Genomic DNA, 15,850 nt, shown 5'->3' with positions numbered 1-15,850 from the left:
GTGGGCCGTTCCCGACCTCCGCTGCTGGTGGTGTGCGCCCTGCGCATCGAGCGTTTCGCGCTGCGCAGGGGCGCGGTGCGGGCCGCCGCCGCACACCCGGTCACCGTGCTGCGTACCGGCATGGGGCCGACAGCCGCGGAAGCGGCCGTACACGACGCGCTGCGCGACCCCGCGCGGCGCGGTGCGGCCGTCCTCACGACCGGCTTCTGCGCGGGCCTCGCCCCGGGCATGCGGCCGGGCGACGTCGTGGTCTCCGACGAGGGGCACGAGAGCGAGGCGCTCGCCGCCGCGCTCAAGGCCGCGGGCCACACCGTGCACATCGGTCCGCTGGCCGAGTCCGACCATGTCGTGCGGGGTGCCGAGCGCACCGCGCTCGCGGCGAAGGGTGCCATCGCCGTGGACATGGAATCGGCCGCCATGCGGCGCGCCGCACTCGCCCAGGGGGTGCGGCACATCGCCGCGGCACGCGTCGTCGTCGACACGCCCGAATACGAACTCGTGCGCGTCGGCACACTGCGCACCGGGATCATCGCATTCCGCGTGCTCAGAGATCTTGTTCCTGCCTTTCTCGATTGGCACCGCACTACCGCTGCTCCCCCGGAGGTGAGCTAGATGGCTATGCCGCTTCGTCAGACCATCCGTGTCGCGTCGTACCTCTTCGAACAGAAAATGGTCCGGCGGCGCGAAAAGTTCCCGCTCATCGTGGAGCTGGAACCACTCTTCGCGTGCAACCTCAAATGCGAGGGCTGCGGCAAGATCCAGCACCCGGCGGGAGTGCTCAAGCAGCGCATGCCGGTCGCGCAGGCCGTGGGCGCCGTGCTGGAGTCCGGCGCGCCCATGGTGTCGATCGCCGGCGGCGAGCCGCTGATGCACCCGCAGATCGACGAGATCGTGCGCCAGCTGGTGGCGAAGAAGAGGTACGTGTTCCTCTGCACCAATGCGCTGCTGCTGCGTAAGAAGATCGACAAATTCACCCCCTCGCCCTACTTCGCCTTCACCGTCCACATCGACGGCATGCGCGAGCGGCACGACGAGTCGGTGGCCAAGGAAGGCACCTTCGACGAGGCGGTCGAGGCGATCAAGGAGGCCAAGCGCCGCGGTTTCCGGGTCACCACCAACTCGACCTTCTTCAACACCGACACGCCGCAGACCATCATCGAGGTGATGAACTTCCTCAACGACGACCTCCAGGTCGACGAGATGATGCTGTCGCCCGCCTACGCCTACGAGAAGGCTCCCGACCAGGACCACTTCCTGGGCGTGTCGCAGACGCGCGAGCTGTTCAAGAAGGCCTTCGACCACGGCAACCGGCGCAAGTGGCGGCTCAACCACAGCCCGCTCTTCCTGGACTTCCTGGAGGGCAAGGCCGACTTCCCCTGCACCGCGTGGGCGATCCCGAACTACTCGCTCTTCGGGTGGCAGCGCCCCTGCTACCTGATGGCGGACGGCTACGTGCCGACGTACCGCGAGCTGATCGAGAAGACCGACTGGGACAAGTACGGCCGCGGCAAGGACGAGCGCTGCGACAACTGCATGGCGCACTGCGGCTACGAGCCGACCGCGGTCCTCGCGACCATGGGCTCGCTCAAGGAGTCGATCCGCGCCGCCCGGGAGACGGTCGCATCCAACCGCGCGAAGTGATCCAGCGGTGAGAGGGTACGAGCCACCGGCCGGGGTACGCGGCCGGTGGCTCGCCCGCGGGCGCCACCGGCCGGACCGGGCCGGTGAACCGCCGCACCCGGCCGCCACCGGCCTGCGCGCGGCGGGGGACCCCGGCAATCCCGGCAGATATCCCGGCAGGAACCCCGGCAGGAACGAGGTGCAGACGTGTCGTTGCTGGAGAGCATCACCGGCCCTGACGACCTGAAGGCGCTGCCCGACGGCAGGCTCGACGAGCTGGCGGCCGACATCCGCCACTTCCTGGTGCAGGCCGTCGCCAGGACCGGTGGCCACCTCGGCCCCAACCTGGGCGTGGTGGAGCTGACCATCGCCCTGCACCGGGTCTTCGACTCCCCGCGCGACCGCGTCCTGTGGGACACCGGGCACCAGTCCTACGTGCACAAGCTGCTGACCGGCCGGCAGGACTTCTCCAAGCTGCGCTCCAAGGGCGGCCTGTCCGGCTACCCCTCGCGGGCCGAGTCCGAGCACGACGTGATCGAGAACAGCCACGCGTCCACGGTGCTGGGCTGGGCGGACGGGCTGGCCAAGGCCAACGAGCTGCTGCGCCGCGACGACCACGTCGTGGCCGTCATCGGCGACGGGGCGCTGACCGGCGGCATGGCCTGGGAGGCGCTCAACAACATCGCCGCCGCCAAGGACCGCCCGCTGATCGTCGTCGTCAACGACAACGAGCGCTCCTACGCGCCGACCATCGGCGGCCTCGCCAACCACCTGACGACCCTGCGCACCACCGACGGCTACGAGCGCTTCCTGTCCTGGGGCAAGCAGGTCCTCCAGCAGACGCCGGTGATCGGCCAGCAGCTCTACGAGTCGCTGCACGGCGCCAAGAAGGGCTTCAAGGACGCCTTCGCGCCGCAGGGCATGTTCGAGGACCTCGGCCTGAAGTACCTGGGCCCGATCGACGGCCACGACGTCGCCGAAGTGGAGTCCGCGCTGCGCCGCGCCAAGCGCTTCCACGGGCCCGTCGTCGTGCACTGCCTGACGGAGAAGGGCCGCGGCTACCCCGCCGCCGAACAGGACGAGGCCGACCGCTTCCACGCCGTGGGCGCCATGGACCCCGCGACCCTCGCCCCGCTCGCGCCCTCCGGCGGGCCGTCCTGGACGTCGGTCTTCGGCGACGAGATGCTCGCGCTCGGCAAGGAGCGCCCCGACGTCGTCGCCGTCACCGCGGCCATGCTCCAGCCGGTGGGGCTGGGCAAGTTCGCCGAGGCCTTCCCCGAGCGGGTCTTCGACGTCGGCATCGCCGAGCAGCACGCCGCCACCTCCGCGGCCGGGCTCGCCACCGGCGGGCTGCACCCCGTCGTCGCGGTCTACGCGACCTTCCTCAACCGCGCCTTCGACCAGGTCCTCATGGACGTCGCGCTGCACAGGTGCGGCGTCACCTTCGTCCTGGACCGGGCCGGCGTCACCGGCGTCGACGGCGCCTCGCACAACGGCATGTGGGACATGTCGATCCTCCAGGTCGTCCCGGGCCTGCGGATCGCCGCGCCGCGCGACGCCGACCAGCTGCGCGCCCAGCTGCGCGAGGCCGTCGACGTCGCGGACGCGCCCACCGTCGTCCGCTTCCCCAAGGAGACCGCGGGCGCGCCGCTGCCCGCCCTGGAGCGTGTCGGCGGCATGGACGTCCTGCGCCGCCCCGGCGAGGGCCACGCCGAGGACGTGCTGCTGGTCGCGGTCGGCGCGCTCGCCGGCTGCGGTGCGGCGGCCGCCGAGCTGCTCGCCGGGCGCCGGATCGGCGTCACCGTCGTCGACCCGCGCTGGGTCAAGCCCGTCGACCCGGCGCTGCCCGCGCTCGCCGCGCGGCACCGCATGGTGGCCGTCGTCGAGGACAACGGGCGGGCCAGCGGCGTCGGTTCGGCCGTCGCGCAGGCGCTGCGCGACGCGGGCGTGGACGTGCCCGTACGCGACTTCGGCATCCCGCAGCAGTTCCTGGCGCACGCCAAGCGCGGCGAACTGCTGGCCGACCTCGGCCTGACGCCCGCCGAGATCGCCGGCGGCATCGGCGGGGCGCTGCTGCGCCTGCGCGCCCGGGGCCCCGGGAACACCCCGACGATCCCCGCCCCGCATACTGCCGGGAGCAGCGGGGAGCAGCAGCAACGCACGCAAGGAGCAGGTGAGCGATGACATCGTCCGAGCCGACCGACACCGAACCGGCGCAGCCCGGGGACGCGGCGTCCGCCGCCGGGCCGGCGGACGGCGTACCGAACGGCGCACCGGACGCCTCGGGCACCCGTCCCAAGGGCTTCGACCTGGCCACGCTGCTGGCCGAACGCGGCGCCGAGCGCTACGAGCTGCAGGCGAAGTACGTCAACCACCAGCTGCCGCGCATGCTGCACACCATCGGCTTCGACCGGGTCTACGAGCGTGCCGAGGGCGCCCACTTCTGGGACGCCGAGGGCAACGACTACCTCGACATGCTCGCCGGCTTCGGCGTGATGGGCGTGGGCCGGCACCACCCGGTGGTCCGCAAGGCGCTGCACGACGTCCTGGACGCCGGGCTCGCCGACCTGACCCGTTTCGACTGCCAGCCGCTGCCCGGCCTGCTCGCCGAGAAGCTGCTCTCGCGCACCCCGCACCTGGACCGGGTGTTCTTCGGCAACAGCGGCACCGAGGCCGTCGAGACCGCGCTGAAGTTCGCCCGCTACGCCACCGGCAAGCCGCGCGTCCTGTACTGCACGCACTCCTTCCACGGCCTCACCACCGGCTCGCTGTCCGTCAACGGCGAGGCGGGCTTCCAGGACGGCTTCGCCCCGCTGCTGCCCGACACCGCCGTCCCGATGGGCGACCTGGACGCGCTGGCCCGGGAGCTCAAGCGGGGCGACGTCGCCGCGCTCATCGTCGAGCCCATCCAGGGCCACGGCGTCTACATCCCCGAGCCCGGCTACCTGCGCGCGGCCCAGGAGCTGCTGCGCAAGCACAAGGCGCTGCTGATCTGCGACGAGGTGCAGACGGGCATCGGCCGCACGGGCAGGTTCTGGGCGTACGAGCACGAGGAGGGCGTCGAGCCGGACCTCGTCACCGTCGCCAAGACGCTGTCCGGCGGCTACGTCCCGGTCGGCGCCACCCTCGGAAGGGACTGGATCTTCAAGAAGGTCTACTCCTCGATGGACAGGGTGCTCGTGCACTCCGCGAGCTTCGGCTCCAACGCCCAGGCGATGACCGCGGGCCTGGCCACCCTCTCGGTGGTCGAGGACGAGCGGCTGGTCGAGAACTCCCGGGCGATGGGTGATCTGCTGCGCGACCGGCTGGCCGCGCTCACGGGGAAGTACGAGATGCTCAAGGAGGTGCGCGGCCGCGGGCTGATGGTCGCGATCGAGTTCGGCCGCCCCAAGTCGCTCGGGCTGCGCAGCCGCTGGACGATGCTCCAGACCGCCCGCAAGGGGCTTTTCGCGCAGATGGTCGTCGTCCCGCTGCTCCAGCGGCACCACATCCTCACCCAGGTCTCCGGCGACCACGTCGAGATCATCAAGCTGATCCCGCCGCTGGTGGTGGACGAGGCGGATGTCGACCGCTTCGTGACCGCCTTCACCGCGGTGATGGACGACGCCCACGGGGGCGGCGGCCTGGTGTGGGACTTCGGGAAGACGCTGATCAAGCAGGCGGTCGCCAACCGCTAGCGGTACGGGCCGGGCGCGCGTGCGCCGCCCGGCCCCCCGCCGCGCGGCGGGTCAGCCGTCGAGCAGGTGCGTGCGCAGCACGTCCCGGCGCGCCGGGGTCAGGCCCAGGCCGCTGGTGAGGTAGCGGTCGACCGAGCCCCACTGCTCGTCGATGGTCGCGAAGGCGGCCCGCAGGTAGTCGACCCGCGCCTCGAACAGCGGGTCGAGCAGTTCCCGGATCTCCGGGGCGATCGCGGTGCCCGTGCTGCCGTCGCCGCGCACCACCTTGTAGCGGCGGTGCCTGGCGTTGCTCTCCAGGTAGTCCGCCTCGATCGCGGACCGCTCGACGCCCAGCGCCAGCAGGATGATCGCGATCGAGGTGCCCGCGCGGTCCTTGCCCGCCGCGCAGTGCAGCAGCGCCGGGACGGCGGGGCCGTCCGGCTCGGACAGCAGCGCCAGCATCCGGCCGTGCTCGGCGGTGCGTTCCAGGACGAGCTTGCGGTAGGCGAGCGTCATGCGCTGCGCGCCGCGGCCCTCGCCGAGCACGGCCCGCAGGGCGGCGAGGTCGCCGTTGCGTACGGTCGTCCAGAAGTCGGCGCCCTCGGCCGGGTCGCTGAGCGGCATGTTGAGGTTGCGGGTGCCCGGCAGGGCGGTGTCCGGGCCCTCCAGCGCGATGTCGTCGGGGTTGCGGAAGTCGAAGACGGTGTGCAGGCCCAGGCCCGCCAGGAACGCGGCGTCCTCCGCCGTCGCGTGCGCCAGGTGGCCGCTGCGGAAGAGCACACCGCGCCGGACCCGGCGGCCGTCCTCGGTCGGCAGGCCCCCGACGTCGCGGAAGTTCCGCACACCGGTCAGCTGTGGCTCGGGCTCGGATCCTGTCGGAACGGTCTGCCGCACTTCCTGCGTCACCGGCGCTCCTCGTCGCTCGCGGCTGGGTCATGCTGGGGCACTCCCGACGATACGGCAGCTCCGCCGCCGCGTACTGCCCGGTACGCGGCCGGTGGGGACTCCCGCCGGTGCAACCATTGCCCCTCCCGCCGGGCCTGGCCGATGATGTCCGGATCCGGCCCTGCGGCGGCCGGAAAGTGGGGGAGTGCGAATGATCGAGACGGGCGGCTCCGGCCGGCTGTGGCTGCTCTCGGGACCGGACAGCAGCTACGCCCTGCACCTGACCGAGCGGGACGAACTGCTGCACCTGCACTGGGGACGCCGTATCGCCCTCGGCGACGCCGAGGCCCTCGCCGCCGAACAGCCGTGCGGGCAGCGCTCCTTCGGGCCACCCTCCGGCCCCCGGGCGGAATTCCCCGCCGGGTGCGCCGCGGGGGCCCCGCCCGCCGCCCTCGCCGTACGCTCCCGGCACGCGGGCGGCGCCGAGTGGTGCTTCGAGGAGTACGAGATCGCCGCCGAGCCGGACCCGGCCGCCGGGCAGGAGCTGCGGCTGCACTTCCACGACTCCCGCCACCACCTCGACCTCACCCTGCACTACCGGATGCGCCGCGGCAGCGACGTCGTGGAGCGCTGGACCACCACGACCCGCGTCGCCGGCGGGCCCGGCGGGCGGCTGGAGCTGCTGCGCGCCGACGCCGCCTGCTGGACGCTGCCGCACCGCGACGACTGGCGGATGTCCCGGCTGCACGGCCGCTGGGGCGGCGAGTCCCGGCTCGAGCGCGCCCCGCTGCCGGCCGGCGACCAGCTGCTCGGCGGCGGTTCAGGATCCGCCGGGCAGCGCCACCTGCCGTGGTTCGCCCTCGACGCGGGCGACGCGGGGGAGGAGCACGGGGAGGTGTGGACGGCCGCGCTGGCCTGGTCGGGGCCGTGGCGGATCACGGTCTCCCGGCTGCCGGACGGCCAGGTCCGTGCCACCGGGGGCGCCGGGGGCGAGGGCGCGGCGCCGCTGGAGCTGGAGCCGGGGGCGAGCTTCACCAGCCCGGTCTTCGCCGCCCTGTGGAGCGACGGCGGCTTCGGCGCGGCCAGCCGCGCATGGCACGCCCACCAGCTCGACCACGTGGTGCCCGGCGCCTGGGAGCTGCGCCCGGTCGCCTGCTACGGCGGGGCGCGCGGCCCACGGGGCGCCGGCGCCGACGGCGGTACGTCCGCGGGCCCGGCGGAGGACGCCGACACCGTGGACGCCGCCGACGCCGAGGGGCCGTACGACCCGTACCCCGACCCGTACGGCACTTCCCGCCGCGGCTTCCCGGGGCAGGGCGAACTCGCCCGGCGGGCCGCGGCGATGGGGGTCGAGCTGTACGTCGTCGACGATGGTCCGCCCGGCGCGCGGCTCGGCGACCGCGCCGCGTCCGGCGACGCCGGACCGGCCGTGGGGGACGCGCCGGACGGCCTGAAACCGCTGTCCGACGAGGTGCACGCGCTCGGCATGCGCTTCGGCGTGCGGATCGCCCCGGAGACCGTGAGCCCCGACGCCGACCTCGTCCGCACGCGCCCGGAGTGGATCGTGCGGCCCCCGGACGGCGGCGCCGGGACGGGCGGCAGACTGCTGCTCGACCTCGCGCGGCCCGACGTCCGCGACCACCTCGCCGGCGCGGTCGGCGCCCTGCTGCACAGCGCCCCCGTGGACCACCTGGTGTGGGACCTGGACGCGCACCCGGCCGCGGCGGACGGCGCGGAGGCCTCCGCTCCCGGGGCCGGCTGGGGCGCCCGCACCGCGGGCCTCTACGCGCTGCTCGACCGCGTCCGGGCCGAGCACCCGGGACTGACCGTCGAGTCCTGCGCCTCCGGCACCCGGGTGGACCTCGGCATCCTCGCCCGTACCGACCGGCTCGGCACCTCCGACAACACCGACCCGCTCGACCGGCTCCCCATCCAGCACGGTTTCGGCCAGCTGCACCCCGCGCGCGTCATGGCCACCCTGGTCACCGGCGGCCCCGCCCCCGGCCTCAACCACCGCCGCAGCTCGCTGCGCTTCCGCTTCGTCAGCGCCATGGCCGGCGCCCTCGGTATCGGCGCCGACCTGCTGGAGCTGGGTCCCGAGGAACGCGCCGAGGCGGCCAGCTGGATCGCCCTCTACCGGGCGGTGCGGCCGGTCGTGCAGTTCGGCCAGCTGTACCGGCTGCGTCCGCCGGGCGGCGGCGGCCTGACCGCCGTGCAGTACGTGCGCGGCCCCGAGACCGCCGTCCTCGCCTGGCTGCCCGCGCAGGGCTTCGGCACCCCCGTCCCGCCGCTGCGGCTGCGCGGCCTCGACCGCGGCGCCCGCTACCGCGACGTGACCACCGGCGTCGTGCAGCGCGGGGCGGTCCTGGCCGAGCGCGGCCTGCGCACCACGCTGTCCGGCGACCTGGACGCGGCCGTATTCCATCTGCGGCGGATATGACCGGGTGGGATGAATCACGTCCCGTCAACCCCTCCTTACGGTCGCGTAGGCCACAGCCGGAGGAGAAGGATGCCACGCGTGGCTGATGTTGCGCAGGGACGGCAGGACCGGCAGGAACGGCAGGACGGAGCCGGACGGCAGGGGCGGACCGGCCGCGGCGGCGGCACCGGCGCCGGGCCGATCGGCTCGTACGCGGCCGTCGGGGACAGCTTCACCGAGGGCGTCGGCGACCCCGGCCCGGACGGCACCTTCACCGGCTGGGCGGACCGGCTGGCCGTCCTGCTCGCCGACCGCTACGAGGACGGCCTGGAGCGGGTGGCGGCGGACGGGCTGAAGGAGCTGGACGGGCCGGACGGGGGAGCCGCGGCGGGGCACGCGGGGCGGGGGTTCCGCTACGCCAACCTCGCGGTGCGCGGCCGGCTGCTGGACCGGATCGTCGCCGAGCAGGTGCCGCGGGCCGTCGAACTGCGCCCCGACCTGGTGAGCTTCTGCGCCGGCGGCAACGACATCCTGCGCCCCGGCAGCGATCCGGACGCCATCGCCGAGCGGTTCGAGGCCGCCGTCGCCGATCTGGCGGGCGCGGTCGGCACGGTCCTGGTCTGCACCGGCTTCGACACCCGCGGGGTGCCGGTGCTGCGCCATCTGCGGGGCAAGATCGCCACGTACACCGCCCATGTGCGGGCCATCGCCGACCGGCACGGCTGCCCCGTGCTCGACCTGTGGTCGCTGCGCTCGGTGCAGGACCGCCGGGCCTGGAGCGAGGACCGGCTGCACCTGTCACCCGAGGGGCACACCCGCGTCGCGCTGCGCGCCGCCCAGGTGCTGGGCCTCGACACGCCCGCGGACCCGGACGCGCCCTGGCCGCCGCAAGGCCGCCGCCCGCAGTCGGCGGTGCGGCGGGAGAACATCCAGTGGGCGAAGGAGTACCTGGTGCCGTGGATCGGCCGCCGGCTGCGCGGCGAGTCCTCGGGCGACCACGTCACGCCCAAGCGGCCCGACCTGCTGCCGCTCACCGGGACGCGTACGGCCCGCTGAGGGCCGTTCCCCGGGCGGCGAGGCCGCCGGACCCGGCGGAGGCGGTACGTCAGCGGGGCGGGCGGTGCGAGTCCAGTTCGGCCCACACCACCCGCCCCGTACCGTCCTCCGCCGGATCCGACCCCCATGCCAGCGAGAGCACGCTGACCAGCAGCAGCCCCCGCCCGCCCTCCTCGTCGGCCCGCGCGACCCCGGCCGCCGGGACCGCGTCGCCCCGGCCCTGGTCGGTCACCTCGACCCGTACGACGCTCCCCGCGTCGTGCAGCACGCAGGTGATCTTCTCGCTGTCGGTGTGCCGTACGGCGTTGGTGAACAGTTCCGTCACGACGAGGCTCGCGTCGTCGCGCGTCTCCGCGCACAGCCCCCACTCGTGCAGGCGAGCGCGTATCCGCCCGCGGGCGTCCGCGACGGACGCGCTCAGCGCGGGCAGCCGGAACACGTCACGGCGACCGGGGAGGCCGACACCGTCTCGGTGTTCACACCGGAGGGCATCAGGTGAAGGAACCACTCTGTAACTATGGGGGTCGCGTGGGACACATGGCAAGGTCCGATCTGTAATTTACAGAATCGGCGCTACATGCTGTTGTGTGCGCTGACAACATGACAGACTGCGTATCAGCCACGGGAGTTGGAGGAGGACACCGTGATGGACCCCCGGCCGGGCGGTGCCCCCACCGTCCTGCGCATGGTGCTGGGCAAGCGCCTGCAGGACCTGCGCGAGCAGGCCGGACTCAGCTTCGAGCAGGCCGGCCGGGCGCTGGACGTCACGCACGCGACCATCCGCCGCATGGAGAAGGCCGAGGTCGGGCTCAAGATCCCCTATGTGGAGAAGCTGCTCCACACCTACGGCATCACCTCCCCCGAAGAGGTCTCGGGCTTCCTCGCACTGGCCCGCGAGGCCAACCGCCCCGGCTGGTGGCACAGCTTCCGCGACGTGCTGCCGGACTGGTTCAGCGCGTTCGTCAGCCTGGAGGGCGAGGCCTCGGTCATCCGCGCCTACGAGCCCCACTACGTGCCGGGCCTGCTCCAGACCCCCGACTACGCCCGCGCCACGCTGCACGCCGGCCAGCCGCACACCGCGGCGGCCGAGATCGACCGGCTGGTCACGCTGCGCGCCGAACGCCAGTCACTGCTGCGCAAGGAGAAGGCGCCGCTGCTGTGGGTCGTCATGGACGAGACGGTCCTGCGCCGCCCCATCGGCGGCCGCAGGGTCATGCGCGAGCAGATCGACCGGCTCATCGAGGCCACCGAACTGCCCAACGTCCGGCTCCAGGTCATGCCCTTCGCGGCGGGCCCGCACCCGGCCATGTACGGGCCCTTCCACATCTTCCGGTTCCAGCTCCAGGAGATCCCGGACATCGCGTACTCCGAGAGCCTGGTCAGCGGCGTCTACTTCGACGAGCGCGACGACGTCTCGGCCTTTCTGGAGGCACTGGACCGGATGTGCGCGCAAGCCGCGCCAGCACACAGCACCAAAGCCATCCTCGATGGCATGCGCAAGGAGATCTGAACGATGGATCGCGTCGGCAATGACGGCATACGTGGCTACGAGGACGTGTACGACGGCATCTACAACGGGATGCCCGCCAACGAACTCGGGGTCGACGGCTGGCGCAAGCCGTGGAGCGGCGGCAACGGCGGCTCCTGCGTCGAGGCGAAGCGGCTCAACGACGGCCGGGTGGCCATCCGCCAGTCCACCGACCCCGACGGGCCGGCGCTGATCTACACCAACCACGAGATCGCGACCTTCATCATGGGCGCCAAGGCCGGCGAAGCGGACTTCCTGCTCGGCTGACGACCGTCCCGCACGACCCGCTCCACCCGCAGGACCGCACGACCCGCACCACCGCGAGACCCGCAGCACCGCGCCACAGCATGTGAGAGCCCGCACACCAGCGAGGCCACTGACCGGAGGACGGCCTTGACCGACCAGGGATTCACCGCCGAGGACATCGACACCAGCAGGCCGCACCCGGCCCGCATGTACGACTACTACCTCGGCGGACGGGACAACTACGAGGTGGACCGGGAGGCGGCGCAGCGCGTCATCGACCTCTTCCCGGACATCGTCGCCATGGCGCGGAGCAACCGGACCTTCATGCACCGGGCCGTGCGGTTCGCGGCGGAGAGCGGGATCCGGCAGTTCATCGACATCGGCACGGGCATCCCCACGGCGCCCAACACGCACCAGGTGGCACAGGAAGCGGCCCCCGGTGCCCGGGTGGCCTACGTGGACAACGACCCGATCGTGGCGACGTACGCGGGGGCGCATCTGCTGGGCGCGGGCAGCACCGGTTTCTTCCTGGGCGACGTGCGCGACCCGGAGAGCATCCTGCGGCACCCGACCATCGGCGACCTGATCGACTTCGGCAAGCCGGTCGGACTGATGCTCGTCGCCATCCTGCACTTCGTCAGGGACGACGAGGACCCCGCTGCCCTCGTCGCGGCCTTCCGGGACGCCCTGCCCAAGGGCAGCCACCTGATCCTCAGCCACACCACCGGCGACTTCCACGAACTCGACGGCGACGCGGGGGAGGCCCGGGACGTCTACGAGGACCGGCAGGCCACAGCGACCCTCACCCTGCGCTCGCACGCCCGGGTGCTGGAGTTCTTCGACGGCTTCGAGCTGGTCGAGCCCGGTCTCGTCCAGCCGCCGCTGTGGCGCCCGGACGGGCCGGTGCCGCCGGAGGAGGAGCTCGCGCGCATCGGCTTCTACGGCGGCGTCGGCGTCAAGCGCTGACCGCGGCCCCGCACGACCGGCACCACCCGCACGACCGGCACCACCCGTACGAACCGCACCATCAGTACCGCCCGCACCGTCCTGTCACGAAGCAACCGGAGGAGGGCCGTTGATGTCCCAGGTTTCCACCGTGGTATCCACCGTCGCGGAGCCGGACGCCGCCAGGCCGCACCCGGCACGCATCTACGACTACTACCTCGGCGGCGGCGACCACTTCGCGGCGGACCGCGACGCCGCCCGGCGGATGATCGACGTCTTCCCGGACATCGTGCCCACCGCGCGGGCGAGCCGGGCCTTCATGCGCCGGGCCGTGCGGTACATGGTGGAGAACGGCATCCGGCAGATCGTCGACATCGGCACCGGCATCCCGACCGCGCCCAGCACCCACCAGGTCGCGCACGCGGTCTCGCCGGACGTCCGGGTCGCGTACATCGACAACGACCCGATCGTCGCCGCGCACGCCGGGTCGCACCTGCTGGGCGTGGCCAACACCGGCTTCTTCCTGGCCGACCTGCGCGACCCGCAGACCGTGCTGGGACACCCGACGATCGGCAAGCTCATCGACTTCGACCGGCCCATCGGGCTCATGATGTCGGCCGTCCTGCACTTCGTGCCGGACGAGGCCCGCCCCGCCGCGCTCGTGGCCGCCTACCGGGACCGGCTGCCGGCCGGCAGCCGGCTGGTCCTCAGCCACGCCACCGCCGACTTCCACTCGCCGGAGTCCGGTATCGAGGAGGCCCGCCGCGTCCACCGCGACCACCGCGCCGCCGCCACCGTGACCCGGCCGTACGAGCAGATCCTGGGCTTCTTCGACGGCTTCGACCTGGAGGACCCCGGGCTCGTCCAGCCGTCGCTGTGGCGCCCGGACAGCCCGCTGCCGACCGCGGCGCAACTCGCGCGCGTCGGGGGGTACGCCGGCGTCGGCACGAAGCTCTGACCCGCACCGCGAACCACCGGCCGCACCGGCGGCCGGACCAGCACCGTACAGCAGCGAGGGAACCGAGACGAGGGGGGAGAGCCGTGGTGACTCAGCAGCAGACCACCAGGTGGTACGGCGGCATCGACACCAGCAGGCCGCACCCGGCCCGCATGTACGACTTCTATCTGGGCGGCAAGGACAACTACCACGTCGACCGCGAGGCGGCGCAGCAGGTGATCACCTCCGCGCCCGACGTGGTGGACAGCGCCCGTGCCAACCGCGACTTCCTGCGCCGTGCCGTCGGGCACCTGGCCGAGAGCGGGGTCCGGCAGTTCCTCGACATCGGCACCGGCATCCCGACCTCACCCAACACCCACGAGATCGCCCAGGCGGTGGCCCCCGGCGCGCGCGTCGCGTACGTCGACAACGACCCGATCGTGGCCGCGCACGCCGCCGCCCGGCTGCTCGGCACGGGCAACACCTCCTTCGCCCTCGCCGACCTGCGCGACCCGGCCGCACTGCTGGCCATGCGGGAGGTCACCCGGGTGATCGACTTACGCCGACCGGTCGCGATCCTCCTCGCCTCCGTCCTGCACTTCGTCGGGGACGCCGAGGACCCGGCGGGCATCGTCGGCACGCTGCGGGACGCGCTGCCCGCCGGCAGCCACCTGGTGCTCTCGCACGGCACCGACGACTTCCACGCCGACCGGGTCGGCGAGGCCGTCTCCGTCTACCGCACCGCGACCGCCGAGCTGACCCTGCGCCCCTACGACCGGGTACTGGACCTCTTCGACGGCTTCGACCTGCTCGCGCCCGGCCTCGTGCGGGTGCCGCTGTGGCGCCCGGACGGGCCGCCGCCCGGGCCGGACGAGCTCGCGTCGATCGGCGTCTACGGCGGCGTCGGGCGCAAGCCCGCGTGAGCCGCGCGCCCGCCTGATCCGCGGGCCCACGAACCAACCATCACCGGGGAAGAAAAAGGAGGGTGGCGGCCGGGGGGTTTCTCGTACCGCCCGGCCGCCGCCCACCGCCCGCCCGCAAGGGCCCCCGCACCGCTCCCGCCTCAGTGCAGCGTCGTGACCGTCACCGACACGCCGTCCAGGGTGCCCGCGAAACCCGCGCCGAGCGCGCGGGACGGCGTCTGGAAGCCGTCCGGCAGCTCCGCCAGTTGCGGCACGATCCGCAGCACCGAATCCACCGTCAGGCGGTACGGGTTGGGGCCGGTGAGCGTCGCGGTGACGGTGTTGCCGGCCGCGTCCCGCGCCCGGCCCCACACCTCGCAGCCCGTACCGTTCAGCGCCCGCTCGCCCGGGCCGCGCACCAGCCGCCCCGCCGCGCCGCCCACGACCCCGCGCAGCGGCCCGAACCGCAGCACCCGGCCGGCCGCCAGCGCCGGTGCGGGCACCGCCGTGTACGTCGTGACGTCCGGGATGCCCGTCGAGTGGTAGGCGGTGCTGACGTCGCCCCACGGCACCGACACCACGTTCCGCGCGCCCGACGGGAAGGCCGCCCGCACCTGCCGCGAGCCGAACGGCACCGTGCGGATCTCACCGCCCGACCGCAGCCGCCCGCCCTCCGCCGCGCTCTCCACCACCGTGCGCACCGTGCCCGGGCTCGCCCCGCCGCCGGTCAGGAAGGCGAGGTCCAGCTGCGTCGCGTCCGGCAGCCGGGCCGCCAGCAGCGCCGCCACGCAGTCCGTGGGCACGACGTCGAAGCCCGCGCCCGGCAGCAGCGTCACGCCCGCTGCCGCGGCCCGCGCGCCCAGCGCGTGCAGCGACTCGAAGACGTCGATCTCCCCGGTGATGTCCAGGTACCCCGTACCCGTCTCGACGCACGCCCGCGCCATCGGCAGCGCCGTCCGCGCGAACGGGCCCGCGCAGTGCGCCACACTCTCCACCCCGGCGAGTCCGCGGCGCACCCCGGCCGCGTCCTCCAGCCCGAACACCCGGTGCTCCAGACCGAGTTCGGCTGCGAGCGGAACCACCTTCGCGGCACTGCGGCCGGCCAGCACGGGCCGCATGCCGAGGGCGACGGCACGGCGGGCGATGAGGCGGCCGGTGTAGCCGGTGGCGCCGTACAACAGCCAGGTCATGGATCTGATCCTCCTCGCGAGGGCGTGACCGGAACCGTACACGCGCCGCCCGCGCCGGCGATATCGGGTGGGTTCTGCGGCCCCGGCGTGCGACTCTTGTGACATGACCGACCAACAGCAGGCCCCCGCGGCCGAAGAGACGACCGAAGCCGCCGCGGAAACCGCCACCTCCGCCACCGACGCCCCGGTGGAGGAGGCAGCGGCCGAGGACGAGGTGAAGCGGAAGTTCCGCGAGGCGCTCGAGCGCAAGCGCGGCGGGGGCCGCGCGCAGGCGGGGGGCGGGGCCGGGCCCGACTCCTCGAAGATCCACGGTGCGCACGGGCGGGCCGGGGGCCCGCGCGAATTCCGCCGCAAGAGCGGCTGAGCTCCCGGCTCCGCAGCCCCCGCGCCCCGCGGCCCCCCGGCCGCGGGGCGCTTCCGCCTGCCCCGGGGGCGGAGGGGCACTGCCGGAGCGCCCCTCCGCGGT

At 73.6% G+C, this 15,850-nt stretch carries 15 protein-coding genes; 12 read left to right on the top strand and 3 right to left on the bottom strand.

The window, feature by feature from the left end; genetic code table 11:
• The 4 genes from ACH4SE_RS22135 to ACH4SE_RS22120 all read left to right on the top strand — a co-directional run bounded on the left by ACH4SE_RS22135 (window position 1) and on the right by ACH4SE_RS22120 (window position 5,297).
• Window positions 1–612, top strand: coding sequence for a 1-hydroxy-2-methyl-2-butenyl 4-diphosphate reductase (locus ACH4SE_RS22135; protein ID WP_398545130.1), 612 nt, complete (start codon window positions 1–3; stop codon window positions 610–612).
• On the top strand, window positions 613–1,641 hold the full coding sequence (hpnH, locus tag ACH4SE_RS22130; RefSeq protein WP_398179070.1) for an adenosyl-hopene transferase HpnH: 1,029 nt from the start codon (window positions 613–615) through the stop codon (window positions 1,639–1,641).
• A gap of 186 nt (window positions 1,642–1,827) precedes the next feature.
• On the top strand, window positions 1,828–3,804 hold the full coding sequence (dxs, locus tag ACH4SE_RS22125; protein ID WP_398545129.1) for a 1-deoxy-D-xylulose-5-phosphate synthase: 1,977 nt from the start codon (window positions 1,828–1,830) through the stop codon (window positions 3,802–3,804).
• The gene (locus ACH4SE_RS22120) at window positions 3,801–5,297 is read left to right on the top strand and encodes an aspartate aminotransferase family protein (protein ID WP_398545128.1); all 1,497 of its coding nucleotides are present in this window, start codon (window positions 3,801–3,803) and stop codon (window positions 5,295–5,297) included. The genes dxs and ACH4SE_RS22120 overlap by 4 nt, the downstream gene beginning before the upstream one ends.
• 51 nt (window positions 5,298–5,348) lie before the next feature.
• Here ACH4SE_RS22120 and ACH4SE_RS22115 read toward each other — a convergent pair whose 3' ends face one another.
• Complete coding sequence (locus ACH4SE_RS22115) at window positions 5,349–6,182, bottom strand: tyrosine-protein phosphatase (RefSeq protein WP_398545127.1); 834 nt, start codon at window positions 6,180–6,182, stop codon at window positions 5,349–5,351.
• Between the two features lie 190 nt (window positions 6,183–6,372).
• Between ACH4SE_RS22115 and ACH4SE_RS22110 the strand changes: the two genes are divergently transcribed.
• A complete protein-coding gene (locus ACH4SE_RS22110) occupies window positions 6,373–8,601 on the top strand; it encodes an alpha-galactosidase (RefSeq protein ID WP_398545126.1) in 2,229 nt (742 codons plus the stop codon).
• 180 nt (window positions 8,602–8,781) lie between these two features.
• A complete protein-coding gene (locus ACH4SE_RS22105) occupies window positions 8,782–9,636 on the top strand; it encodes an SGNH/GDSL hydrolase family protein (protein ID WP_398545265.1) in 855 nt (284 codons plus the stop codon).
• Between the two features lie 49 nt (window positions 9,637–9,685).
• Here ACH4SE_RS22105 and ACH4SE_RS22100 read toward each other — a convergent pair whose 3' ends face one another.
• The gene (locus ACH4SE_RS22100; protein WP_398545125.1) at window positions 9,686–10,075 is read right to left on the bottom strand and encodes an ATP-binding protein; all 390 of its coding nucleotides are present in this window, start codon (window positions 10,073–10,075) and stop codon (window positions 9,686–9,688) included.
• Between the two features lie 246 nt (window positions 10,076–10,321).
• Between ACH4SE_RS22100 and ACH4SE_RS22095 the strand changes: the two genes are divergently transcribed.
• From ACH4SE_RS22095 to ACH4SE_RS22075, 5 genes are all read left to right on the top strand, one after another.
• Window positions 10,322–11,146 carry a helix-turn-helix domain-containing protein gene (locus ACH4SE_RS22095; RefSeq protein ID WP_398545264.1) on the top strand — a complete coding sequence of 275 codons (825 nt, stop codon included), beginning with the start codon at window positions 10,322–10,324 and terminating at the stop codon, window positions 11,144–11,146.
• Window positions 11,147–11,149: 3 nt separating this feature from the next.
• Window positions 11,150–11,431: a DUF397 domain-containing protein gene (locus ACH4SE_RS22090; protein ID WP_398545124.1), complete on the top strand. Its 282-nt coding sequence runs from the start codon at window positions 11,150–11,152 to the stop codon at window positions 11,429–11,431.
• Window positions 11,432–11,557: 126 nt separating this feature from the next.
• Window positions 11,558–12,376 carry an SAM-dependent methyltransferase gene (locus ACH4SE_RS22085; RefSeq protein ID WP_398545123.1) on the top strand — a complete coding sequence of 273 codons (819 nt, stop codon included), beginning with the start codon at window positions 11,558–11,560 and terminating at the stop codon, window positions 12,374–12,376.
• A gap of 112 nt (window positions 12,377–12,488) precedes the next feature.
• Window positions 12,489–13,313, top strand: a complete 825-nt coding sequence (locus ACH4SE_RS22080; protein ID WP_398545122.1) for an SAM-dependent methyltransferase — start codon at window positions 12,489–12,491, stop codon at window positions 13,311–13,313.
• Between the two features lie 86 nt (window positions 13,314–13,399).
• Window positions 13,400–14,215: an SAM-dependent methyltransferase gene (locus ACH4SE_RS22075; protein ID WP_398545121.1), complete on the top strand. Its 816-nt coding sequence runs from the start codon at window positions 13,400–13,402 to the stop codon at window positions 14,213–14,215.
• 140 nt (window positions 14,216–14,355) lie between these two features.
• On the opposite strand, the gene ACH4SE_RS22070 is transcribed toward ACH4SE_RS22075, so the two are convergent.
• Complete coding sequence (locus ACH4SE_RS22070) at window positions 14,356–15,384, bottom strand: saccharopine dehydrogenase family protein (RefSeq protein WP_398545120.1); 1,029 nt, start codon at window positions 15,382–15,384, stop codon at window positions 14,356–14,358.
• A gap of 103 nt (window positions 15,385–15,487) precedes the next feature.
• On the opposite strand from ACH4SE_RS22070, the gene ACH4SE_RS22065 reads away from it, so the two are divergent.
• Window positions 15,488–15,748, top strand: a complete 261-nt coding sequence (locus ACH4SE_RS22065) for a DUF5302 domain-containing protein (RefSeq protein ID WP_398545119.1) — start codon at window positions 15,488–15,490, stop codon at window positions 15,746–15,748.
• Window positions 15,749–15,850: the final 102 nt, after the last annotated feature.

It is taken from the genome of Streptomyces sp. NPDC020983, assembly GCF_044333485.1.
In the GTDB taxonomy this organism is placed as follows: Bacteria; Actinomycetota; Actinomycetes; order Streptomycetales; family Streptomycetaceae; genus Actinacidiphila.
Note: the sequence above shows the minus strand (reverse complement) of the source record. Positions and strands in the feature narration are given on the sequence as shown.

Excerpts from the sequence above, each read along its gene's own strand:
- ACH4SE_RS22095 (WP_398545264.1), top strand. The coding sequence starts at position 10,322 with ATGGTGCTGGGCAAGCGCCTGCAGGACCTGCGCGAGCAGGCCGGACTC.
- ACH4SE_RS22065 (WP_398545119.1), top strand. The coding sequence starts at position 15,488 with ATGACCGACCAACAGCAGGCCCCCGCGGCCGAAGAGACGACCGAAGCC.
- hpnH (WP_398179070.1), top strand. The coding sequence starts at position 613 with ATGGCTATGCCGCTTCGTCAGACCATCCGTGTCGCGTCGTACCTCTTC.
- ACH4SE_RS22080 (WP_398545122.1), top strand. The coding sequence starts at position 12,489 with ATGTCCCAGGTTTCCACCGTGGTATCCACCGTCGCGGAGCCGGACGCC.
- ACH4SE_RS22120 (WP_398545128.1), top strand. The coding sequence starts at position 3,801 with ATGACATCGTCCGAGCCGACCGACACCGAACCGGCGCAGCCCGGGGAC.
- ACH4SE_RS22110 (WP_398545126.1), top strand. The coding sequence starts at position 6,373 with ATGATCGAGACGGGCGGCTCCGGCCGGCTGTGGCTGCTCTCGGGACCG.
- ACH4SE_RS22090 (WP_398545124.1), top strand. The coding sequence starts at position 11,150 with ATGGATCGCGTCGGCAATGACGGCATACGTGGCTACGAGGACGTGTAC.
- ACH4SE_RS22070 (WP_398545120.1), bottom strand. The coding sequence starts at position 15,384 with ATGACCTGGCTGTTGTACGGCGCCACCGGCTACACCGGCCGCCTCATC.